Source organism: Paenibacillus marchantiae, assembly GCF_028771845.1.
Classification (GTDB): domain Bacteria; phylum Bacillota; class Bacilli; order Paenibacillales; family Paenibacillaceae; genus Paenibacillus; species Paenibacillus marchantiae.
Genome location: NZ_CP118270.1, coordinates 4,006,281 through 4,028,699 on the forward strand (window position 1 = coordinate 4,006,281; position 22,419 = coordinate 4,028,699).

The 22,419-nt window shown below is 45.2% G+C and carries 21 protein-coding genes; 15 read left to right on the forward strand and 6 right to left on the reverse strand.

The window, feature by feature from the left end; genetic code table 11:
* Nucleotides 1–91: 91 nt before the first annotated feature.
* The 7 genes from PTQ21_RS18430 (at nucleotide 92) to PTQ21_RS18460 (ending at nucleotide 8,379) form a co-directional block, all read left to right on the forward strand.
* Nucleotides 92–862, forward strand: a complete 771-nt coding sequence (locus PTQ21_RS18430; RefSeq protein WP_072732602.1) for an ABC transporter ATP-binding protein — start codon at nucleotides 92–94, stop codon at nucleotides 860–862.
* On the forward strand, nucleotides 837–2,789 hold the full coding sequence (locus tag PTQ21_RS18435; RefSeq protein ID WP_274566611.1) for an FtsX-like permease family protein: 1,953 nt from the start codon (nucleotides 837–839) through the stop codon (nucleotides 2,787–2,789). The genes PTQ21_RS18430 and PTQ21_RS18435 overlap by 26 nt, the downstream gene beginning before the upstream one ends.
* A gap of 194 nt (nucleotides 2,790–2,983) precedes the next feature.
* Nucleotides 2,984–4,411 (forward strand): 4-hydroxyphenylacetate 3-hydroxylase family protein, encoded by a 1,428-nt coding sequence (locus PTQ21_RS18440; protein WP_274570525.1) that lies wholly within the window; start codon nucleotides 2,984–2,986, stop codon nucleotides 4,409–4,411.
* A 220-nt stretch (nucleotides 4,412–4,631) separates the two neighbouring features.
* A complete protein-coding gene (locus PTQ21_RS18445; RefSeq protein ID WP_064638805.1) occupies nucleotides 4,632–5,339 on the forward strand; it encodes a response regulator transcription factor in 708 nt (235 codons plus the stop codon).
* Entirely contained in the window at nucleotides 5,317–6,768 is a 1,452-nt protein-coding gene (locus PTQ21_RS18450) for a sensor histidine kinase (RefSeq protein WP_274566612.1), read from the forward strand. The genes PTQ21_RS18445 and PTQ21_RS18450 overlap by 23 nt, the downstream gene beginning before the upstream one ends.
* A gap of 99 nt (nucleotides 6,769–6,867) precedes the next feature.
* On the forward strand, nucleotides 6,868–7,947 hold the full coding sequence (locus PTQ21_RS18455; protein ID WP_063563459.1) for an AI-2E family transporter: 1,080 nt from the start codon (nucleotides 6,868–6,870) through the stop codon (nucleotides 7,945–7,947).
* A 33-nt stretch (nucleotides 7,948–7,980) separates the two neighbouring features.
* Nucleotides 7,981–8,379: an Asp23/Gls24 family envelope stress response protein gene (locus PTQ21_RS18460; protein ID WP_053782092.1), complete on the forward strand. Its 399-nt coding sequence runs from the start codon at nucleotides 7,981–7,983 to the stop codon at nucleotides 8,377–8,379.
* A gap of 87 nt (nucleotides 8,380–8,466) precedes the next feature.
* Here the strand turns inward: PTQ21_RS18460 and PTQ21_RS18465 are convergent, their stop codons facing one another.
* The gene (locus PTQ21_RS18465; protein WP_063563461.1) at nucleotides 8,467–9,312 is read right to left on the reverse strand and encodes an AraC family transcriptional regulator; all 846 of its coding nucleotides are present in this window, start codon (nucleotides 9,310–9,312) and stop codon (nucleotides 8,467–8,469) included.
* A gap of 203 nt (nucleotides 9,313–9,515) precedes the next feature.
* Here PTQ21_RS18465 and PTQ21_RS18470 point away from each other — a divergent pair, with 203 nt between their 5' ends.
* The 3 genes from PTQ21_RS18470 (at nucleotide 9,516) to PTQ21_RS18480 (ending at nucleotide 13,705) form a co-directional block, all read left to right on the forward strand.
* On the forward strand, nucleotides 9,516–10,520 hold the full coding sequence (locus PTQ21_RS18470) for an aldo/keto reductase (RefSeq protein ID WP_072732606.1): 1,005 nt from the start codon (nucleotides 9,516–9,518) through the stop codon (nucleotides 10,518–10,520).
* 345 nt (nucleotides 10,521–10,865) lie between these two features.
* Nucleotides 10,866–12,407: an acetate--CoA ligase gene (locus PTQ21_RS18475; protein WP_274570526.1), complete on the forward strand. Its 1,542-nt coding sequence runs from the start codon at nucleotides 10,866–10,868 to the stop codon at nucleotides 12,405–12,407.
* Nucleotides 12,408–12,460: 53 nt separating this feature from the next.
* A complete protein-coding gene (locus PTQ21_RS18480; protein WP_064638801.1) occupies nucleotides 12,461–13,705 on the forward strand; it encodes an aminopeptidase in 1,245 nt (414 codons plus the stop codon).
* 91 nt (nucleotides 13,706–13,796) lie between these two features.
* On the opposite strand, the gene PTQ21_RS18485 is transcribed toward PTQ21_RS18480, so the two are convergent.
* Entirely contained in the window at nucleotides 13,797–14,261 is a 465-nt protein-coding gene (locus tag PTQ21_RS18485) for an AraC family transcriptional regulator (protein ID WP_064638800.1), read from the reverse strand.
* Nucleotides 14,262–14,472: 211 nt separating this feature from the next.
* On the reverse strand, nucleotides 14,473–15,105 hold the full coding sequence (locus tag PTQ21_RS18490) for a nitroreductase family protein (RefSeq protein ID WP_063563466.1): 633 nt from the start codon (nucleotides 15,103–15,105) through the stop codon (nucleotides 14,473–14,475).
* 131 nt (nucleotides 15,106–15,236) lie between these two features.
* On the opposite strand from PTQ21_RS18490, the gene PTQ21_RS18495 reads away from it, so the two are divergent.
* Nucleotides 15,237–15,512, forward strand: a complete 276-nt coding sequence (locus PTQ21_RS18495; protein ID WP_274566620.1) for a hypothetical protein — start codon at nucleotides 15,237–15,239, stop codon at nucleotides 15,510–15,512.
* 254 nt (nucleotides 15,513–15,766) lie between these two features.
* Here the strand turns inward: PTQ21_RS18495 and PTQ21_RS18500 are convergent, their stop codons facing one another.
* The gene (locus PTQ21_RS18500) at nucleotides 15,767–16,381 is read right to left on the reverse strand and encodes a TetR/AcrR family transcriptional regulator (RefSeq protein ID WP_240321306.1); all 615 of its coding nucleotides are present in this window, start codon (nucleotides 16,379–16,381) and stop codon (nucleotides 15,767–15,769) included.
* Between the two features lie 153 nt (nucleotides 16,382–16,534).
* On the opposite strand from PTQ21_RS18500, the gene PTQ21_RS18505 reads away from it, so the two are divergent.
* A complete protein-coding gene (locus PTQ21_RS18505; RefSeq protein ID WP_274566622.1) occupies nucleotides 16,535–17,305 on the forward strand; it encodes an alpha/beta fold hydrolase in 771 nt (256 codons plus the stop codon).
* A gap of 208 nt (nucleotides 17,306–17,513) precedes the next feature.
* On the opposite strand, the gene PTQ21_RS18510 is transcribed toward PTQ21_RS18505, so the two are convergent.
* Nucleotides 17,514–18,290, reverse strand: a complete 777-nt coding sequence (locus tag PTQ21_RS18510; protein ID WP_064638795.1) for a M15 family metallopeptidase — start codon at nucleotides 18,288–18,290, stop codon at nucleotides 17,514–17,516.
* Between the two features lie 246 nt (nucleotides 18,291–18,536).
* The gene (locus PTQ21_RS18515; protein ID WP_072732612.1) at nucleotides 18,537–18,899 is read right to left on the reverse strand and encodes an iron-sulfur cluster biosynthesis family protein; all 363 of its coding nucleotides are present in this window, start codon (nucleotides 18,897–18,899) and stop codon (nucleotides 18,537–18,539) included.
* 130 nt (nucleotides 18,900–19,029) lie between these two features.
* Between PTQ21_RS18515 and PTQ21_RS18520 the strand changes: the two genes are divergently transcribed.
* The 3 genes from PTQ21_RS18520 (at nucleotide 19,030) to opuFB (ending at nucleotide 22,380) form a co-directional block, all read left to right on the forward strand.
* Nucleotides 19,030–19,629, forward strand: coding sequence for an NmrA family NAD(P)-binding protein (locus PTQ21_RS18520; protein WP_176854319.1), 600 nt, complete (start codon nucleotides 19,030–19,032; stop codon nucleotides 19,627–19,629).
* Nucleotides 19,630–19,829: 200 nt separating this feature from the next.
* Complete coding sequence (locus PTQ21_RS18525) at nucleotides 19,830–20,873, forward strand: ABC transporter ATP-binding protein (RefSeq protein WP_274566625.1); 1,044 nt, start codon at nucleotides 19,830–19,832, stop codon at nucleotides 20,871–20,873.
* Nucleotides 20,866–22,380, forward strand: a complete 1,515-nt coding sequence (opuFB, locus tag PTQ21_RS18530) for an osmoprotectant update ABC transporter permease/substrate-binding subunit OpuFB (protein WP_274566626.1) — start codon at nucleotides 20,866–20,868, stop codon at nucleotides 22,378–22,380. Before PTQ21_RS18525 ends, opuFB begins: the two co-directional genes overlap by 8 nt.
* Nucleotides 22,381–22,419: the final 39 nt, after the last annotated feature.

Below are 22,419 nucleotides of genomic sequence, written 5' to 3' on the forward strand. Positions count from 1 at the left end.
GTCAGAAAGTAGAGAACGACCTCGAATTGCGATGAAGTTCAGTTCAACTTTGTTTAATTCAAATCCGAAATCTAAAAGGAGCCATTAACCTATGGAAATATGTTCAGTGAAACAGATTAGCAAAATTTATAAAGGGATCGTGTCATACGAAGCCTTGTCAGGAATTGATCTCAGTATTCAGGAGGGGGAATTCGTTGGCATCATGGGTCCATCAGGCAGCGGCAAAACAACGTTGCTAAACATGATTTCAACCATTGACCACCCTACTTCAGGGGAACTGAAGATTGCAGGTAAGAACCCGTTTGAACTGAATCACGATGAACTGGCTCTGTTCAGACGCCGAGAGCTGGGGTTCGTATTTCAGTCGTTTAACCTGCTCAACACACTCACGGTAAAAGAAAATATTGTCCTGCCGCTTACGCTGGACGGAGTACCGGTTGAGGAGATGAATGAACGCGTTGATCGACTCGCAGAGAAGCTCGGCATCGCATCTCTTCTGAACAAACGCACGTATGAAATTTCCGGAGGTCAAGCCCAGCGGACAGCAATCGCACGAGCCCTGATCCATTCCCCCAAGCTGGTGCTGGCCGATGAGCCTACAGGAAATCTCGATTCGAAGGCAGCGCGTGATGTAATGGAGATGCTGGAACGTCGCAACCAGGAAGATCGAGCCACCATGCTGCTGGTCACGCATGACGCTGTTGCGGCAAGTTATTGCAGCCGGGTTGTATTTATTAAGGATGGACGACTGTACAACGAGATTCATTACGGAGATAACCGATCGACGTTCTATCAACGAATTATCAACGTATTATCCCTGATGGGAGGCTCTGGACATGAATTTTCGCCAGTTCGCCATTAATAATGTTGTTCGGAACAAACGAATTTACCTGGCCCATTTTCTGAGCAGTACGTTTTCCGTCATGATCTTTTTTACGTATGCACTTCTTTTGTTTCACCCGGATCTGAAGGATGGACTGAAGGGTTCAAGTGGGACAGTGACCATGCTTGCGAATCAGGGGTTTTTGATTGCTGAGATCATTATTTTCATCTTTTCGTTTCTGTTTCTGCTCTATTCCGTAGGTTCATTTCTAAAGACGCGTAAAAAAGAATTCGGCATATTTCAAATCATTGGCATGACACGTAAACAGATGAACCGACTGTTATTTATGGAAAACTTGTGCATTGGACTCGCCGCCATTGTGGCAGGCGTTGGATTAGGAATGATCTTTGCCAAGCTGATCCTGTTGATCTGCGGTTCGATGCTGGCGGTGGAAGAAAGTCTCCGATTCTATTTTCCATTAAAAGCAATCGCACTTACTGTCGGAGCATTTCTGCTGCTGTTTGTTGTGATTGCGCTGAGCTCATCGCTGCTGATGCGAAAAGGGTCATTGATTGACCTTGTAAAATCAGAGGAAAAACCAAAACTCGAGCCAAAGGCTTCTCGTCTTTTAGCACTTCTCTCCGTCATACTCATTGGGGGTGGATATGCGGGTGTATTTGCCTTTGTATGGATCACATACTCTTTCCCTTTGCTGCTTGGTAGTGTTGTTTTGGTTATTGCAGGCACGTATCTGTTATTCACCCAACTTAGTGTGTATGCCATTCGGGCGCTCAAAGGCAATAAGCGTTTGTTTTTCCGCAAAACGAATTTGCTGTTTCTGTCCGAACTTACCTATCGAATGAAAGATAATGCGGTCATGTTTTTTATGGTGAGTGTGATCTCGGCTTCCGCCTTTACAGGCATTGGTACGATGCTGGCGATCGCTGATCCGGGATTGTCATCGATGTCAAATCCATATGCGTTTACCTACCAAAATTCATGGGATACACCTGGCGCAGAACGGCACATCAGGAAGATCGAAGAGACTTTAATTGATAATGAAGTTCCGTATCAGAAAGGAAGTTATATTCCGCTATTTGATGACGAGGGCAACTATATTATCAAACTCAGTGAATATAATCATCTTGCCAAGGCACTTGGTTACAAAGAGCGAACTTTGGAGAATGTCAACGATGCCTTTATGACTCCGGGCAATCTTACGAGTCGCAAGACATTACGAGCAGAAGCCGGGCAGGGTTCATCTCAGAAAAATATCAGTATGTGGGAAGTTCAGGAAAAGGTCAGATTAACAACACCTGCAACCGATATCGTCATCCCTGTTGAATTCAAAAGGGAAGTTTATGTGGTATCCAATGAGCTGTACGACAAGATGAATAAGGAATTTAATATTCAAATCGAGGCTGATGAAAATTATTATCCCGATAAAAAAACTCAATTTGTTGTGACAGATTGGATGGGAACGCGGAAGTTTGCTCCTGATCTGATTGAATCCATTCAAAATGACTCAGATGGTCAGGGATACTTCGAGATCAGCGCTCTCGTGCTGGATTGGCTTAATTCCAAACAAACTAATGGTATTATCCTAATTCTAAGTGGATTGATTGGCATTGTCTTTTTCACCTTTGCTGCAAGTTTTACCTACTTCCGGTTATATGCTGATCTGGAACGGGATGAAGAGCAGTACCGCATGATTGGTAAGATGGGACTGAGTCGCCCGGAGCTTCGCAACATCGTAACCAGACAACTGGTATTGATGTTTTTCCTGCCAATAGCCTTGGCCATTATCCACAGCTCTGTTGCATTTGTTGCATTACAGCAGTTGGTTGATTTCTCTGTTATGGGTTATACTTTGCGCATTTTCCTCGTATTTGCATCCATGCAGATTCTGTTCTTCCTTCTGGTACGCTGGCGCTATCTGCGTCATATGTATGCCAAATTGATCTAATATAAATCTAATAGAACAGACACCGGACCTTAGGTTTGGTGTCTGTTGACTTTTTCCTCCAAAGCAAAGTACTATTTCAATAGATACAATATGTATCATTTTAGTTAACTTGAGTCTCGAAATGATTAAAACATTATCACCATTGAGTTTCCTAGCCTTTCTAACTGAGAAGGAGGATTACATTGAGCATAACAATGTCCCGTGGACAAGCTTATCTGCAACGGTTGAACGATGAACGGAATGTATGGCTGGATGGAGAACGTATTCGCGTAACAGAGCATTCTGCCTTCCGGGGAACCTTACAAACGATTGAAAGTCTGTTCAATCTGGTGGATGATGCGGACACGAGAGAAACAGTGGCTTATTGGGATGAGCAGACGAACGGATATGTACACCAGGCTTTTCGAGTACCCTGCAATGCTCAGGAGATCAGCAGCAGGGCGGCAGCCTTTCGATTGTGGTCTGATCGTACCTACGGGGTAATGAGCCGTCTCTCGGATTACGCGCGATCTCGCCTGACTGGATGGTACGCCACACGGGATGCGATGGCTGCATATGACCCGGCATATGGAGGTAAAATCGCTACCTATTATGATGAGGCAAAACGGAAGGATGCCTTCCTGACCATTGTCCAGCGTGACCCGCAGATTAATCGTGCTCTGCCTGTAGGGGAAGATGAAGATGCAATGCTTCGAATCATTCGTACCAATACAGAGGGCGTTGTCCTCCGTGGGGCGAAGATGGTGGCGACTGCTGCTCCATATGCGGACGATATCATTGCATATCCGATTCAGCGCATTCCTGGACATCGCCCGGAATTGGCGCATATGGTTATTGTGGCAGCAGGAAGTCCAGGATTACATATGGTATGTAGAGAATCTTTTGCAACATTAGATTCAGATACTGCTCATCCGCTCAGTAGTCAGTATGATGAGATGGATGCTGTATTATTTTTTGACGACGTATTTGTACCTTGGGAGCGTGTACTCCTGCACAACAATCCGGAAGCGGTATGGCAGATTCGCTGCAACGTGGCATCCTCCAGTCTGGCTTATCATCAGAGCATTATTCGGCTACATTCGAAGCTGGAATTCATTACAGCCATCACGTCTTCCATCGCCAAGGAGATTGGAGTGGATGCCTTCCTGAATGTACAGGAACAGCTTGGGGAGATGATCAGCCAGATGCATACGATTGAAGGACTCATCGTCGCATCTGAGGCACAAGCTGCCCCGGATGTTCATGGGAACTGGCTACCATCATTCAAATATATCGAAACAGCCCGTAATCTGGGGAACCATTATTACCCGCGCGCTGTTGAGATTTTGAAGACTATAGCCGCAGGTGGCCTTATTCAGATCCCTTCCGGGAAGCTGGAGCTGGAAGGAAGTATCAGCCCTATGATGAACAAGTATCTTGGAGGCGTAACGATGCAGGCACCAGAGAAGATTCGGTTATTCCAGCTCGCCTGGGAGCTGACAGGAAGTCCGCTGGGAGCCAGACATGATCTGTATGAACGTTTCTATGCCGGTGACCCGGTACGCAATCGGGCGAGTCAGTATGTGCAATATGATAAGGACCGATTATATGCCCGGGTTGAACCCTGGTTACGTAGCAAGTGATGAATGGTACTGAATCTTTACTTATTTTAGCTTTATATTTGAAGCTCTGGCCTGATGCCTGGGCTTTTTATTTAGGTTATCTTTAGAAATGGTTTAGATTGATTTAAGAGACGTAGTATATAGTAGTAACGTATAGACATATGAACAATAACAAATGGAATGTACGGATACGAATTCGAATGAAAACTGAATTTATTGAAATAGGAATGAGAGGATTCGCATGAGATACACACTATTAATTGCAGATGACGAACCCGAAATTGTGGAACTGCTTCAGCTGTACCTTGAGAAGGACTACAACATTGTGACAGCCGTTAATGGAGTAGAGGCGCTAGAGTGTATCCGTTCAACTCAGATTGATCTGGTCATACTGGATATTATGATGCCTGTAATGGATGGACTCCAGCTGATCAAACAAATCAGGTCCACACATCATATGCCTGTTCTGTTCCTGTCGGCCAAAAGCCAGGACCATGACAAAATCCTTGGACTCGGATTGGGTGCTGACGACTACATCTCCAAACCTTTCAATCCTTTGGAGATTGTCGCCAGAGTGGAAGCTTTGCTCAGAAGAGTCAATCAATTTGATGCACCTGACGTGCCTGCTGCTAAGGAGTTAAATCTTGAGCTGGGTGAGCTTAGGCTTGATCGATCCCAATGTATCCTTTTTCGCTCGGGTAAACCTGTGACATTGACCTCTACAGAGTACAAAATCGTGGAGCTTCTGCTTGAGCAGCCAGGTCGTGTCTTCACCCGTAAAAAAATATACGAAGCCGTTTGGGGAGATTATTACGCTCACGAGGACAGCACGATAATGGTACATATCAGTAACATTCGGGAAAAGATCGAGCGCGACTCCAGGCAACCGGAATATTTAAAAACGATAAGGGGACTGGGATACAAAATTGAAGCGCCCATGGAAAGCTAGAGAAAAGAGACTATTGCAAACGTCCCTGACACTGGACTTTTTGCTGTTCAACTTCTTTTTGTTTTTACTGGTAGCCATCGTGTACATTATCATTAATCTGGATGTGGTTGATTTCCGCATTTCGGATCAGGTGGTGGATCCTGATCTGAATGTGGAGGCACATGTGTACGTGACAGAACTGGAGAACGAATGGTTGTCCGGTAGTTCCGATGAGACCAATAATACCGAAATTCAGCGTCTCAAGGACAGTGGGGGATGGATTGAAGTGCTGGATGCGGATCGCAGGGTCATTCGTTATATCGGGGACAAGCAGGATACGTTCACTCAGTACAGTGAAGCTGAGCTATATGCAGGACTCGAAAACCGAAATGAACAGCTTTACTATTACTCCATTAGTCCGCTTTCAACAGAGGGAGCTGCAAAGTACGTTTTGCTGAAGATTCCGCGTGACTTGGTCAGTGTACGAATTAATGATAATCAACTGATTACCAATTTGAAGCATCCGTTATCGTTCTACATTATGATCGGGATCGGATTGGTCTTGCTGCTGATATTTGTATACAGCTACTGGGTCGCCCGTCGAATCAAAAAACCGCTGAGTATTCTCTCTCTAGGTCTTACCCAGATGATCCAGGGGAATTATAGTACGCGCATGTCCATCTCGGCAGAGAGGGAATTTGTCCAGATTGGAGAAACCTTCAATTATATGGCGGACGTCATTGAGAATACATCTGCGGAGAAACGTTATGCCGAAGAGAGCAAACAGCGCTTAATTGTGGATCTGTCACATGATCTCAAGACCCCGATCACGAGTATTCAAGGATACGCCCAGGCTTTGGTGGAAGGGCGGGGGGAAGATAAGGACAGGCAGCAGCGATATCTGGGATATATATACAACAAGTCCGTTCAGGTCGCGCGCATGATTCAGAACATGCTGGAATTGCTCAAAGTAGATTCACCTGACTTCCGTATGCACATTCAGCAGCGGGAAATCGGAGAATTTGTACGTGAGATTATGGCCGACACATATGGTGAGATTGAGCAGAACCATTTTGGCCTGCATGTGCTCGTTCCTGATGAAGAGATCTATGCAAGGTATGATCCGGAACTGTTGTCCAGAGTGATTCAGAACATGATTACAAACGCCTTGTCCTACAACCCGCGGGGGACGGAGCTGCGTGTGGAGTTAATCCCACTGGACAACCATGTGGTTATCGAGGTTGCTGATACCGGTGTGGGTATCCCTCAAGAGTTGTGGGCAACCATCTTTGATCCATTTGTGCGAGGGGATGAGGCTCGTACGGGAACCGGGGGTACCGGGCTTGGACTAGCAATTGCGCGGCGGAACACCGAGAAAATGGGTGGACGATTAACACTTTCCCAGCGTGGACGAGAGACGACGGTGTTCACTATACAGATTCCGAAATAAAGAACCGACATAAAGGATAAGGTTGACATAAACATTTGTCATTCTGATCACCATTTGCAAAATGCTCATATAGAAAAGGTTAAGTGGAGGGGAAACTTTTTGTTCAAAGTAAATTCGTTTGTACGTTTCAGTATTGCACTGGCACTGATACTGATCAATATCTATCTGTTATCACGTGTCAGCTTTATTTTCCAACCGCTTGTTACCATGATTACGGTGATTACCGTGCCGATGATGTTGTCCGTATTCTTTTATTATCTGCTGCGGCCGCTCGTCAATTACATGGAAAAAAAGAAGCTGAATCGCACACTTAGCATTTTGTTGATCTATCTGGTGTTTGGTATACTGTTCGCCCTGTTTATTATAGGGTTATGGCCTTCACTACGCGAGCAGTTGATCAACCTGGTAGAAAACGCACCAAATTTAATCAATTCACTGAGTTTGCAGCTTAAAGAGCTCGAGCAGAACGGTGCCATTACGGCTTTGTTCCCGGAAGGGTCGACCCCGTTTTCGCAGATTACGGATTACATTAACAAAGGCTTCACCTTTGTAACGAACTATGTGAGTGGATTCTTCTCACTCATCTCAAGCTTTGCGATTGTTCTGTTCACCTTCCCGATCATTTTGTTCTACATGTTGAAGCAGGGAGAGAAATTCGGTCGTAAGCTGGTGCACATTGCACCTAAACGTTTCCAAAAAGACAGTCGTGATGTGGTACTTGAGATCGATCAGGCGTTAAGCGGCTTTATCGTGGGACGAGTTCTCGTGAATCTGGCTTTGGGCGTGCTGATGTATATCGGTTTCCTGATCATCGGTCTCCCGTATGCACTGCTGTTAACCGTGATTGCGGTCATTATGAACTTTGTTCCGTTTATCGGGGCGATCCTGTCTTCCGTTCCTATTGTTATTATGGGACTGGTGGTATCCCCTTCGGTTGCGATCTGGTCACTCATTATTATTCTGGTAGCGCAGCAAATTCAGGATAATCTGGTTGCACCGTATGTATTCGGCAAAAAACTAGATATTCACCCGCTTACCACCATTATATTGGTGCTGGGTGCAGGGGATCTGGGCGGCATTATTGCCATTCTGATTATCATCCCTGTCTACATGATCGTTAAGATTATTTTGGTTCGAATCTATCAGCTATTCTTCAAGGACAAATGGCAGAATGCTTAAACATTTATAAATGATATAGAAGGAGTGGAAATCATGTCTGAAATCATCCCACAACCATACACTGAACCTGAGTATATTGAGCCACAATCTGTTCAAATGGGCGCCATTCATATTTCCAACGATGTAGTATCCAAAATTGTTGGCATGGCCGCTCAAACTACAGAGGGAATATCCTCCATGTCTGTTGGTCTTACCGAAGGAATCGCCAAGAGTATCAGCGGAAAGAGCTTGCAGAAAGGGATTGACGTTGCGATCAAAGATGACCAGGCATCTATCCAACTGCGAATCAATGTTCAGTTTGGCAAAAAGATGCATGAAGTCTGTCAGGAACTTCAACATAATGTGCAGCAAGCTGTCGAGCAATTAACAGGCATTATGGTGAATGAAATTAAAGTACAAGTGGTAGGCGTGACCATGCAGGAGCAAGTTTAAAGCAGAACGAATAGAACGAACGAATGGAATTCAGTCATAAGCAGGTAGTGATATCCTGTGTAAAAATACAAAAACAGCACTTTCCCATTAGCTGCATAAATGGGAAGGTGCTGTTTTGTGTTTGCGATAATACGTAGGGGCTTCGCCCATAACTTTTTTGAACATTTTCGAGAAAAGCAGCTGGTCGGCATATCCAACGGAACGGGAGATATCCCCAATGGTCAAAGCCGGATCCAGCGTCAGCTCAGCCGCCCTGCGCATGCGGTAATTGACCAGATAAGACTGAATGCTGGTGCCCATCTTGTCTTTGAAGAGAGAACACAAGTAACTGCGCTGTAAGCCAACATGAGACGCAATGGACTGTACGGTTATGGTATTAGCATAATTAATCTCAATGAAATCCATCACCTGAGTGACATAAGTTTCTTTCGTATAGTCCTGGAGCGGAATAGGTCTGTCCTCACCGGCTCGATCAATCAAAATGGAAAAAAACTGAAAGAGCAATCCCGTCATGCTGATCTCCCATCCCTTATGGGTGTTGCGAGAGCTAATCATGCGGTGCAGACAGGAGCGCATCTCGTCATCGTCATTACCCATCTCAAAGATCGGATGGTGCTCAGACAGGCAGGCCTGCTGTAATAACGAAGGGCAGGTGCTTCCTTGGAAAGCAACCCAGCTATACTCCCACGGATCATCCTGATCTGCTTCATAATGAACGACAGAATGAGGCACGATGAGGAACCCCTGACCTTTGCGCAGCGTAACCTTTTTGCCTCCAACTTCGAAGGTACCTTTGCCGTCCAATATGTAATGGATTTTGTAATAATCCCGCATTGCCGGGCCGAAGTGGTGACCGGGTGCGCAAGCTTCTGTGCCGTAATGAAGGAGCTGCAGCTCCTGAAAGTGATTGTTTTTGCACATATACGTAATCAAGGCTATTCACTCCTGTTATGAGGTCGTTATACCTTGCATTTTAACATATAAAAGGTGAAAAGGGATCGTTTTATGAATATCATTTGATGAAGATACCAATCATTTTTCCATATCGTTGTAGTGAAATGCCATATCGTTTTACATGGAAAGTGTCTAAGATGAAAGGGTATTCAATAACTTTTACAGGAAAAGAGAGATTAACGATGCCTTATACTGCGAGTGAACAACGATACAGTGAAATGAAATATGCCCGCTCTGGCAAAACCGGAATTAAACTGCCGCAAATAGCACTAGGCTTATGGCAGAACTTCGGTGGAAACCGCACCCTGGATATTCAGGAAGAGATGATCCTGCGCGCATTCGATCTGGGGATTAACCATTTCGACTTGGCCAACAACTATGGACCACCTCCAGGATCAGCCGAAGAGAATTTTGGTGTCATTCTCAAAAAACATCTGCGTCCTTACCGCGACGAACTGCTCATCTCAACCAAGGCAGGTTATCATATGTGGAACGGTCCATACGGCGAATGGGGTTCTCGCAAAAACCTGATTGCTAGTCTGGATCAAAGTCTGAGCCGGATGGGACTGGATTACGTAGATATTTTCTATCATCACCGTCCAGATCCGGAGACACCGCTCGAAGAAACGATGACTGCACTGGATCATATCGTTAGACAGGGTAAAGCCCTGTATGTAGGCTTGTCCAACTATGATGCCGAACAGACGAAAGAAGCAGTTACTATTTTGCGTCGTCTCGGAACACCTTGTCTGGTTCACCAGCCAAACTATTCGATGCTGAATCGCTGGATTGAGGATGGATTGCAGGATGTGCTGGATGAGCACGGCGTAGGATCGATCGCATTCTGTCCGCTTGGCCGGGGACAGTTGACGAATAAATATGTGGACAAGATCAAGGAAGAGCGCGCTAATCCAACAGGCAATCTGAGAAAAGAAGCCTATACAGACGAACGGATCGCCAAGTTCGAAGCACTTCAGGCGGTTGCTGAACGTAGAGGTCAAACGATCTCCCAGTTGGCGCTGAATTGGATTTTGCGTGGTAACCGAGTTACTTCCGCTCTGATCGGCGCAAGCCGTGTGTCCCAGATTGAAGAAAACGTAGCGGCCCTTCAGGCACCAGATCTGACGACAGAAGAGCTGAATGAAATCGAAAGCATCTTGGATGGCATCGGAAACTACGCTTGGTAAACTTGTAACGCAGAGATACGACTTTGGAGATTCAGAGTCATGTCTACAATGATTAATTTGATCCCTATGATATAGATATGTTGGGATAACTAAGGTGTCTTCCTGTAGTCGGGAGGACACTTTTTTTTCTTACTTATCGTTCTTTATATGTAGAGATAGACCTTTTAGAGCTTCGGCTTAATTGACCTATGTTTATTTTTTTCTTAAACTATTTCATATCATAGCACCAGGTCCTAGGATTTAGGGTATAATATATAGATGCTATACATTTGAAATATGAAGGAGAGGCTCCATTTGAATTTTCAACAGTGGATTTCGCCTGAAACCTATAACCTGACATCCGAGATGGAGAATCACCCGTCGGATCGGGTTGCACTTAGATGGCTGAGCGATCATAAAGAATTGGAAGAGATCACTTATGGTGAGTTATTGAAGCAGGCAAATCGTCTTGCTGGAGGCTTGCGTGATCTTGGTTTGGAGAAGGGCGACCGGGTGCTGGTCATGGTACCACGCCGAATTATTGCCTATGTTATATACATTGCCTGCCTGAAACTGGGGATTGCTGTTATTCCTTCTTCCGAGATGCTGCGTGCGAAAGATCTGGAGTATCGTCTTCGGCATTCCGAGGCCCGGGCTGTCATTGTCTGGTCCGAGACGACTGCTGAAGTTGAAAAAATAGATGCAGATCTGCCGGCATTGGCACACCGCATCGTTGCATCACCAAATGGTGATGATAGCGTACCTGGAGAAGGCTGGGTCAATGTACACCAGTTAATGCAAGGCCAATCCGATACGATGGCTGCGGTGGAAACACATCGTGACGATATGGCTATTCTCGCTTATACCTCCGGTACGACTGGTAATCCAAAAGGCGTAGTACATAGTCATGGTTGGGGGTATGCCCATTTACGGATCGCTTCATCGTTATGGCTGGATATTCAGCCTTCGGATACGGTATGGGCAACGGCAGCACCGGGATGGCAAAAATGGATCTGGAGTCCGTTCCTGTCTGTACTCGGAAGAGGGGCTACCGGACTGGTCTACAATGGATCATTCCAACCCAAACGTTATCTGGAACTGTTGCAGGAGCATCAGATCAACGTCTTGTGCTGTACGCCGACGGAATATCGGTTAATGGCCAAAGCAGACGATCTGGGTCACCATGATCTGTCCGCACTGCGCAGCGCCGTGTCTGCTGGTGAGCCGTTGAATCAGGAAGTAATTGAAATTTTCCAGCGTCACTTTGACCTGACGATCCGGGACGGATATGGACAAACCGAGAGCACGCTGCTGATCGGCAGCTTAAAAGATGCTCCCGTACGAATTGGTTCTATGGGGCAGTCCATTACACCAGGCCTTATTGAGATCGTCAATGAAGAGGGACAACTTGTACCTGCTGGTGAAGTAGGAGATATCGCAGTGCATAAGGATATGCCAGCCTTGTTCCGTGCCTATTATCAGGATGAGGGACGGAAGGAAGCGAATCAGCGTGGGGATTATTTTGTAACAGGTGACCGCGCACGCAAAGACGAAGAAGGCTACTTCTGGTTTGAAGGTCGAAGTGATGATATCATTATCAGTTCGGGATACACGATTGGACCGTTCGAGGTGGAAGAAGCGTTGATGAAACACGCCAGCGTGAAGGAATGTGCGGTCGTAGCGAGTCCTGATGAGATCCGTGGTAACGTAGTGAAAGCATTTGTAGTGCTGAGAGACAAGTCTCTCGCATCACCAGAACTGGCGCGTGAACTGCAAAACCATGTGAAGGAATGGACAGCACCCTACAAATATCCACGTAAAATCGAGTTTGTAGCCGATCTGCCGAAAACAAACTCAGGAAAAATCCGCCGGATCGAGCTGCGTGAGCAGGAGAAACGCAAGGCTTAAATGATTGTGCAGCAGCAATAGTATTCAAATATGAAACAGGAGTGAACACAACCATGAGTAATTTTGAACAAACCTTTGAAAAATCGTTGGAACAATACGCAGAGCTGGTTGTCAAAGTCGGCGTAAATATTCAGAAAGGACAGGATCTGCTCGTAACGGCACCCATCGAAACATTGGAATTCACCCGTCTGATCGTGCAAAAAGCGTATGCGGCTGGCGCCAAGTATGTACAGGTTGATTTTGATGATGACGATATTACACGCAGCCGTTTTGAACATGGCTCTGATGACAGTTTTGATTATTACCCGGCCTGGAAGGCGGAAATGATGGAGAAGTTTGCAGAAGCAGGCGGCGCTACGCTCACGATCAAAGTACCTGACCCTGAATTATACAAAGGCATCAATTCCGACAATGTTTCGCGTGCAACCAAAGCGGCGGCTCATGCACGTCGCGGATTTTCGAAATATACACGTAACCACGAAATTAGCTGGTGTCTGATCAAAGCGCCAACCAAGGCGTGGGCGAACAAAGTATTTGCCGACATTCCAGAGGAAGATCGCATTAACGTGATGTGGGAAACCATCTTCAAAATGAACCGTGTCGATGGCGGAGATGCTATTCAGAACTGGAAAAAACATCTGGACACCCTGAATGCTATGAGTGATTTGCTGAACAAGAAAAATTATAAAAGCCTGCACTACCGCGCACCCGGAACGGATTTGAAAATTGAGCTGGTGAACAACCATATCTGGGGTGGCGGCGGTAGCGAAAACAAGCAAGGTGTGTATACCGTTGCGAACATGCCGACAGAAGAAGTATTTACAATGCCGAAGCGCAGTGGAGTCAACGGATTCGTCAGCAGCACGATGCCGCTGAACCTGAATGGTCAACTAGTGGACCAGATGAGAATTACGTTTAAGGATGGACAGGTCGTTGCTTTTACAGCAGCTTCGGGTGAAGAGCATCTGAAAAACCTGTTTGCCACCGATGAAGGTGCACGTTATCTTGGCGAAGTTGCCCTCGTGCCGCATGATTCGCCAATCTCCAACTTGAATCGTATTTTCTATAATACCGGTATTGATGAGAATGCATCTTGCCATCTGGCTGTAGGAAGTGCATACCCGTTCAACATGAAAGATGGTACGACGATGTCTAACGAGGAATTGCTGAAACATGAATGCAACGTTAGTCTGACCCATGTGGACTTTATGATCGGCTCCGCAGAGCTCGACATTGATGGTGAGTTGCAGGATGGAACGGTGGAACCTGTATTCCGCAAAGGGAACTGGGCATTTTAATTGGTGAAAACAAGGCAATAAGTTAGAAACAAAGGCGACTTCAACGTTGAAGTCGCTTTTGTTGTTTTTGGCATCCACAACTTTAAATGATTTATAGCGGCTTAACGGGTACACATATTTCGCAAAAATCCAGAAGAAGCAGATCACCGGCATACCTTTCCAAAATGGGTTTGTTGTCCATAATACAACCATTGCTCTGCAAATACGGGAAAATCTCGGTCCAGGCTTGCTGCACATCTTCTGCTGTATGTTTGACTTTGCAAACCAGATATTGCCCGCCAGGAAGTTCAGCTTCTTCAAGTTGGGGAGTCGACTCATCCAAGGAGTAATCCTCTGATATGACAATACATGCATCATACCTGCATTGAGAGGGGAGGGTGGTTTCCGGGTTATCCTGCGGAATGCCGAACAAGATGGTCGAGCTTGTAAGCAGGCCTTGGGATCTTGCCCAGGTCTTTAATGTTTCCATCGCGTGACTGTTGGCGGGACCATACGGACCGACTTGTCGTACATAAGCAATTCGGGAGGTTGGCAGGTTTTCGATGTGAAATTCCATTGGAGTTCATTCCTTTCGTTACGATTATGGGTTACATCTCGAATGCTATCATGGTATAAAAAAATATTCATTTGTATTTTTGGCGAAAGAGAGATTGGTTTGACGTGCGATTTGTTTATTCTGGGGAAATAGGAAAGAGGCCGATGATCTGATCATCGGCCTCTCTTTTGTAATGGAATCAGTGAAAAGTTACGGATGTCACATTCCCAATTTATTCGGCATGCATTTTGTTGAAGCTTACATATTCGTTAATCGGTTTGCGGTATCCGCGCGGACGTTGTTTGGCTTCGGACTTTTTGCCGATTGTAATTAGCATGGCAGGTACATAATGGTCGGGAATATCCAGACTGCGTTGCAACTCTTCCGCGTCGAAGCCAATCATGGGGCAGGTGTCCCAACCACGATCCTGAGCGATAAGCATCAATTGCATCGCTGACAGGCTGGCATTACGAATTGCATCTTCTCTCTGGAAGAACCTTCCCCGCGTTTCGTAAAATTCGATGACACTCTGTGATTCTTGCTCGTATTGAAACGGAGTCATCGCACCAAGGTTCAGCAGGCCCTCATTGATTGTGCGGATGTGATGGTGTGCGTTGACATCGCCGAGGACAACAATGACCGCAGAGGCCGTTTTTACTTTATATTGCTGGGAAGCTTCATAGACTTTTTCTTTCTGAGCCGGGTCCGTCAGCACAAGATAGTGCGTATGCTGGAGGTTAAAGGCGGAAGGTGCGAATTTGTTCAAGGCAAACATCTCTTGCAATTCTGACTCTGGAATCTCAATTCCTTCTTCAAAAATAACGGCCGATCTACGGTTTTTGACCAGATTCTCCAATTCACTCATGGGTAGTTTCCCTCGCTTATGTATGGTTTATAAACTGACTATAACACACTAAGTTACTTTATGTAAGTATTATTTTTGAATAAGACAAGATCTGCCTGCCATACGATAAAATAAAACAGAAGAGGTGATTCATGAAAACATTCATCACAAGGTACAGAGCTGGAAAGTCGCGAAATGAATTTCAGGTATACGTCATCGAATCTTCCACGCTAAAACGTTTTTTGGTGGTGGAGATGGTATTGGGAACCATTGCCTACAATGTTGCGCTTTTTTGGTTTCATAATGCACTTCTTGCTGGCGTTGGTTCCTGGGCCGGAACGGAAAGTGTGAAGAGGCTGCCAGTCGTTTTCAGAAAAATAGCAGGTCGGCAGGAAGGTTCAGGGATCATGAGCACGTTCTTTACTTAAGGAATAGACGGCTTATGGGCCCCTGGCTCTCTTTTTCAATTGCAAGGGACACCGGACACGTTATTTTCTAAAATGCTCCAAAAACGTTACATATGGTCTAAACCCCGTTATAACGTGTCTGAGGTTCCTTAGCATTTTGCAGGCGCTTCTTCAACCTCTCATACACGTCTCATCTTTTTTTACACTCCATGTCTTCTGCTCCAACCCCGAACGAGGAGAGAGGAACGCCATTTTTATATAAGTCTGGCGGCCAGTCATCTCACCATTGTACCCCGCAAAAAAATTCCGACAATCTCCTTACCTAAATTTAAAGTGGAATCATGTTCTCTTAATGTATCTACCTTATTGCCGATGACCATCATTGTTGAGAAAGTTTGCGCGAGAAGCATGGAATTGTTGCTTCGAAGAAGGTTATTATCCATCGCATCTTTAAAATAATCAGCCAGCTCTACGTAAATTTTATTTTCCGCTGCTCTGATTTCCTCAATCTGTTTCTCACTCAAATATCTCTCCGCATCTTTGAGCAGAGTCTCAATCTCCGCATGAGGATTAGCTAACCTTGCTTCTGCCACATGTAGCAGTCCTGTTTCCAGATTGTCTGCTTCTCTTAATAATCGTGACGTAGCTTGGTGCACATGTTTAAACATGGTCGTAACCGCGATCTTAAAAAGTTCCGGTTTACTGGTGAAGTGATAATAAATGGATGGTTTAGACACATTGCAAGCTTTAGCGATTTGTTGGAGTGAAACAGGTTCGTACCCATGCTCCATAAAGAGTTTGGCGGCCGTTTGAAGAATTATTTCTTGTACGGGTAAATCATCTTCTGCTTGTTTGGGTCTTCCTGGTAAGCGTTGTGAATCTGTATTCATTTCATCATTACCTCCGTGAATATTTAATGACAACTTATCCATTGAATAAGATTAGACTTGTAATTTTACTTACCGGTAAATATAATTTACTAGAACTGAAGCTACAATTCAATGATAACCTAATCCAAAATAATATTGAAAGAGGTTTTAACTTTGGCAAAAACAGAGAAAAAAAACAAATGGACTAAAATATTGATATGGGGAGTTTCCCTCATTGTAATTGTAATCATTGGCTTATTGGTATACCTCAATTCGATAACCTACAGTCCTTCCAATCAAGCGGAACTCGCTTTTCAGAATGATAATCAGGTCAAAGTAACAGAGGTCAAAGACGGTTATAAATTTGAGCCACAAACTGGGAAAGTAATTGAACCGAATATTATTTTTTATCCTGGAGGTTTAGTAGAACCGGAAAGCTACTCACCATTTGCCAGAGAACTGGCTCAACGGGGGCATCGCGTATATATTGCGGAAATGCCACTGAATCTAGCCATTTTCGGTCAAAATAAAGCGGACTCCTTTCTTGAAGAACACCCAGACGAATCATTTGTTATTGGGGGACACTCTTTAGGAGGTTCATTCGCAGCTAGATATGCTTCAGAACACAGTGAGAAGCTTGAGGGTGTATTTTTCTTGGCATCTTATGCGGATAAGGGCGGATCCATAAAAGACACTGATTTATCTGTTTTGCAAATTACAGGTACAGCAGATGGAGTTCTCAATAAAGAAGCTTGGGAAAGTGCCAAAACCAATCTACCTGATGACACTTTGTATGTCAGTCTAGAAGGAGGAAACCATGGCCAATTTGGCTCCTATGGGAAGCAAAAAGGGGACAATGATCCAGCGATTGAGGAAGAGCAGCAATTAAAACAGGTCGTTGATGCTGTAGAGGAATGGAGCACAGAACTGAATAGTAAACCTTAAATCTGCTATGAATCGAACTTAACCTTTACATCAATGTGGTTGAGCTGATCCCTTATCTATTCGATTTGGAGAACGATTAAATGTGGTAGATACAACTAACAGGACGGGCCCCGAAATCGGGCCCCGTCCTGTTAGTTGTATCTATCATTTACATACGATAGTCATATGAGAGTGGAATGAATACCTTTTGTCATCAGATTTTTACTGTTTATTTAGCGCGTTCAAGGTACTGTTCAAGTGTAAGGTTCTGGCTCGTAATTTCCCCCGCAATATACACGCCAACATAACGCACATGCCATGGCTCATAAGAGTAGCCTGTCAGTTTCTCCTGATCTTTGCCATAACGAATGATAAAACCGTATTTATGTGCATTGGCTTTCAGCCATTTGCCTTCCTTGGTGTTTCCAAAGCTTTGTTGCAAATCATATCCCGCTGATGCACTGGAGATATCCATCGCAAGACCCGTCTGATGTTCACTTTGTCCAGGACGAGCACTGGTTTTATTCGCAACGGCTTCGCCTTTGATACTTGCATTACGGTCAAAAATGGATTTTTGGGTAGCATAAGAGCGATAACCGGACACGGCTTTGATATCAATGCCGTCTTTTTTTGCTGCTGCGAACAAGTTCTCAATTGCGGTAGCGGCTACTTTACGCATTTGCTTTTTCGGACTGGAGCCGGAGAAGCTAAATGGGATGTTAGGAACAACCAGATCCTGAGGGGCATAGGTTGAAGGCAAGTTTCTCTTTTTATTCACTAGCACAACCGTGCTTGATAGATTCGTTACCGTTGCCAGGCCACTGCTGCTCGTTTTGATTGTGCGTCCAGGTGCATTATCGTGCAGGAATTGAGTGAAGCTGGAGCTGGCAGCAGATGCGACCGGATTCAGTTCCTTAGTGAAGGGCAGCGTTGTGAATGCTGAGCCTGCTACGACAGAACCTATAAGTATCGTGGATACGATGGATTTACGTGTAAAAGATTTCATGATGTGTGTTCCTCCTCGGGTTATATCAATCTCGTTCTTTGGTATATACCGAGTATACTAGAGGATTATATCCATAGGTTCTCCAATTGTTTCCGAGTTGTAAACAAAGTTTGCGAGATTCATAGCTTTTAATTGTCTGACGAGAAAAAGAGCATACAAAAAGACTCTGCACCTTTTGTGCAAAGTCTTTCTGTATACATAGATAGGCGAATCAAATGCTCATTATTTCAGCCACAAACTTTTGAATTACAGCTCGCATGAAACAGAATTGCCGGAGCTTCCAGCAGCCACAGCGCGAGCATCCCGAACACGGACATTGCTGCTGAGTACACCGGAATCACTGCTTAGTTTGAAGGAAGGATAGTTGAGTTCCGTGTCCAGCTTCATGTGCTGCTCCAGGTTTAACTGTTGTTTCGGATCGACATAGAATGGCACCAGATTGGTTTCAATTTGTACATCTAGAGCTTCGGGTTCATCCACGATAAGTATGGCGATAATTCCGTTACAGCCACAACCTTCCATGTCATAGATCACTTTGAAATAACCGGGCTGATCATTCAGGCTTTCAGTTAATCGCGCAGCAGCCAAATCTGTAATTTGAATATGCATATCGCTACACTCCTTTATATGTTGGCACGATTGTAATGGTAGATGGATTAATTCAACTTCTAATGTCATTATACCACTTTGGCAAAAATCAAAGCATGTATTTTCTTGACTGATCAGTCTGGAAGCCATAATGATTCCGTTCATCAAGGAAGCGTTATGGAGCGGCGTTAAACGATTCGTCTTGCTTGGCAGTGCTTCCGTTGATGAAGACGGACCTATATTTGGCAAAGTACATCAAAGCTTGAAGGAGCTTGCTCCTGAGTGGACTGTACTACAGCCTTCCTATTTTATGGAGAACTTTACAGAGGGACCGCATCGGGAGACGATGAAGCAGTTGGGTAAAATCTACAGTGCTGCTGGTGATGGTAAAATTGGTTTTGTCAGCGCAGATGACATCGCAGCAGTTGCCTTCTTTGCTCTGACAGATGTTGTCCCCCATAATACAGCTCATATCATTACGGGGCCAGAGACATTGTCTTATGGGCAAGTTGCGGACATCATTAGTCGTTTATTGGATCAGCGTATTCAGCATGAATCATTGTCGGATGCAGAACTGAGAAATAGCCTGATTCAGGCGGGAATGTCAGAAGATTACGCCACGGCTCTGGCAGGGCTGGATGTATTCATCCGTGAGGAAGGAAGAGAAGATCAAACGACGGAGACGGTATTGAAAGTCACAGGGCAAAGCCCGGTTTCTCTGGAGCAATTTATTAGGCAGCATATGCATTAAGGGAAATGATATAAGAATTATTATAAAAATATTGGAAGCAAATTCTGCTGAATAACAAGAAGACGGTGCCGGAACGCCCGTCTTTTTTGCTGATTGTTCAACCTTTAACAATACCCCAATCCAGCATGGTGATTATACGTGTACGCTTTTGGGGAAATAGATGAGAATGAATGTTTGATAAAAAGGAGAGAAGAGAACGGATGATTCAGTTCGAAAATGTATCCAAGCAATACCCTGATGGAACCCATGCTCTGCGTCAGGTTAATCTCAACATTAACAAGGGAGAGCTGTTCGTCATGATTGGTCCGAGCGGTTGCGGCAAAACCACAATGCTCAAAATGATCAATCGTCTGATCGAGCGGACAGATGGGACCGTACGAATTAATGAACGACCTATCGATGAATATAACATTCATGAATTGCGGTGGAATATCGGATATGTGCTACAACAGATTGCGTTGTTCCCACATATGACGATTGCCGAAAATATTGCGGTTGTTCCTGAACTCCGAAAGTGGAAGTCAGAGCAAATCAAGGATCGCGTACATACTTTGCTGGACATGGTCGGACTGAAAGGTACCACATACAGTGATCGCAAGCCTGCTGAGCTATCTGGTGGACAACAACAGAGAATCGGTGTATTGCGCGCACTCGCTGCCGATCCCGAAATTGTACTGATGGATGAACCGTTCAGTGCACTTGACCCGATGAGCCGCGAGAAATTGCAAGACGATATTCTGGATATTCAGCGTCAGATGAAGAAGACGATTGTATTTGTTACCCATGATATTCAGGAAGCGATGAAGCTGGGTGATCGTATCTGCATCATGAAGGATGGGCAAGTGTTACAGGTAGGCACCCCGGAAGAACTAATCCAGCAGTCAGCGAATGAATTTGTACGTGACTTTGTTGGCGGTTCTGGTTCGGATAGGAGTTCACAGCCTGTATCTGATGGGGACGACCCAATGTATGAATTAAGAGCGGGCTCCGGCGAACAAGAACGACTGACTTCAATATTTGATCTTGAATCGATCATGTCCCCGCTCTCACCCGGGCATGTGCCGAAGTCAGCCAAAACGGCTGTTCCCGTATCGATTACGCTGCCGGATTTTGTGGAAATCATGGCTTCTCATGATCATTTACTGGTCGAGAAAGACCACCAGATTATAGGACAGGTGAGTCGAGCCGATCTGATCCGGTACTGGTCCGGACAGTTGCAGGAACGGGGTGAAGCACATGAGTAGATTTACGGAAGTGTTCAGCGAGCGGAAAGGACAGTTGTTGTCTGCCCTCCTTGAGCATATTCAGATCTCATTTATCGCATTGTTCTTTGCCGTTCTGATCGCTATCCCGCTTGGCATTTATCTGACACGCAAGCCAAGAGTGGCTGAGCCGATTATTGGGGTAACAGCCGTACTGCAAACGATCCCGTCTCTGGCCCTACTGGGATTGCTCATTCCTTTATTCGGCATCGGTACATTTCCTGCGATTATTGCCCTTGTAGTGTATGCCCTGCTTCCGGTACTCCGCAACACGTATACGGGTATATCGGAAGTCGATCCTTCCATGGTCGAGGCAGCGAATGCGATGGGCATGAACAGTCGTCAACGTCTCACCAAAGTGGAGCTGCCACTCGCGATGCCTGTCATTATGGCAGGCATTCGTACCGCAATGGTTCTGATTGTAGGTACAGCAACGCTTGCAGCCCTGATTGGTGCAGGGGGTCTGGGTGAACTCATTTTGCTAGGTATTGATCGAAATGATACGGCATTGATTATTCTGGGGGCCATCCCAGCCGCATTGCTTGCCATTTTGTTTGATGTGCTGCTCCGCCAGTTCCAACGTTTATCATTCAAGAAAACGCTGGTCACTCTCGGAACACTCGCTCTGGTGGCCGTTCTGGTAATTACAATTCCTTGGCTCTCCCGTGGAGGGCAAAAAGATCTGATTATTGCTGGCAAGCTGGGTGCCGAACCAGAGATTCTGATTAATATGTACAAATTGCTCATTGAAAAAGATACCGATCTCAAGGTTGAATTGAAACCAGGAATGGGGAAAACCACATTTCTGTTCAATGCACTGAAATCAGGTGATATTGATATTTATCCGGAATTTACGGGTACCGCCATATCGGAATTTATGAAGGAAACCGCAGTTAGCACTGATCGTAAAGAAGTTTATGAACAGGCAAGAGACGGGATGTTGAGCCAATTCGATATGGTTCTTCTGAACCCGATGGATTACAACAATACGTATACGTTGGCTGTGCCTCAGAAGGTTGCGGATCAGTATAATCTGAAGACGATATCAGATCTCAAGTCGGTACAGCAGCAGATCAAGGCAGGATTCACACTGGAATTCTCTGATCGGGAAGACGGATATGTTGGTATTCAGAAGAAGTATGGCATCAAATTCCCGAACGTGGCCACAATGGAACCGAAACTGCGTTATGCAGCCGTACAGCGTGGAGATATCAATTTGCTGGATGCTTACTCCACAGACAGTGAACTGAGACAGTATAAACTCGTTGTGTTGGAGGATGATCAGGAATTGTTCCCGCCATATCAGGGGGCGCCGATGCTCCGCAAAGAAACGGCAGACCAATATCCGCAGCTTGTGGAGGTACTGAATCAACTTGCAGGTCGGATCAAGGACGATGAGATGCGTCAAATGAATTACGAAGTGAACGTTAATGGAGCGATTCCAGAGCAAGTGGCAACGGATTATCTGCAAAAAGCAGGGTTACTGTAGCTTGATATTTACGGTTATACATGAAGAGGAGGAACTAAC

Excerpts from the sequence above, each read along its gene's own strand:
- PTQ21_RS18470 (WP_072732606.1), top strand. The coding sequence starts at position 9,516 with ATGCCTTATACTGCGAGTGAACAACGATACAGTGAAATGAAATATGCC.
- PTQ21_RS18435 (WP_274566611.1), top strand. The coding sequence starts at position 837 with ATGAATTTTCGCCAGTTCGCCATTAATAATGTTGTTCGGAACAAACGA.
- PTQ21_RS18490 (WP_063563466.1), bottom strand. The coding sequence starts at position 15,105 with ATGAGTGAATTGGAGAATCTGGTCAAAAACCGTAGATCGGCCGTTATT.
- PTQ21_RS18440 (WP_274570525.1), top strand. The coding sequence starts at position 2,984 with ATGTCCCGTGGACAAGCTTATCTGCAACGGTTGAACGATGAACGGAAT.
- PTQ21_RS18445 (WP_064638805.1), top strand. The coding sequence starts at position 4,632 with ATGAGATACACACTATTAATTGCAGATGACGAACCCGAAATTGTGGAA.
- PTQ21_RS18485 (WP_064638800.1), bottom strand. The coding sequence starts at position 14,261 with ATGGAATTTCACATCGAAAACCTGCCAACCTCCCGAATTGCTTATGTA.
- PTQ21_RS18430 (WP_072732602.1), top strand. The coding sequence starts at position 92 with ATGGAAATATGTTCAGTGAAACAGATTAGCAAAATTTATAAAGGGATC.
- PTQ21_RS18520 (WP_176854319.1), top strand. The coding sequence starts at position 19,030 with ATGATTCCGTTCATCAAGGAAGCGTTATGGAGCGGCGTTAAACGATTC.
- PTQ21_RS18515 (WP_072732612.1), bottom strand. The coding sequence starts at position 18,899 with ATGCATATTCAAATTACAGATTTGGCTGCTGCGCGATTAACTGAAAGC.
- PTQ21_RS18475 (WP_274570526.1), top strand. The coding sequence starts at position 10,866 with ATGGAGAATCACCCGTCGGATCGGGTTGCACTTAGATGGCTGAGCGAT.
- PTQ21_RS18480 (WP_064638801.1), top strand. The coding sequence starts at position 12,461 with ATGAGTAATTTTGAACAAACCTTTGAAAAATCGTTGGAACAATACGCA.
- PTQ21_RS18510 (WP_064638795.1), bottom strand. The coding sequence starts at position 18,290 with ATGAAATCTTTTACACGTAAATCCATCGTATCCACGATACTTATAGGT.
- PTQ21_RS18495 (WP_274566620.1), top strand. The coding sequence starts at position 15,237 with ATGAAAACATTCATCACAAGGTACAGAGCTGGAAAGTCGCGAAATGAA.
- PTQ21_RS18460 (WP_053782092.1), top strand. The coding sequence starts at position 7,981 with ATGTCTGAAATCATCCCACAACCATACACTGAACCTGAGTATATTGAG.
- PTQ21_RS18500 (WP_240321306.1), bottom strand. The coding sequence starts at position 16,381 with ATGAATACAGATTCACAACGCTTACCAGGAAGACCCAAACAAGCAGAA.
- PTQ21_RS18525 (WP_274566625.1), top strand. The coding sequence starts at position 19,830 with ATGATTCAGTTCGAAAATGTATCCAAGCAATACCCTGATGGAACCCAT.
- opuFB (WP_274566626.1), top strand. The coding sequence starts at position 20,866 with ATGAGTAGATTTACGGAAGTGTTCAGCGAGCGGAAAGGACAGTTGTTG.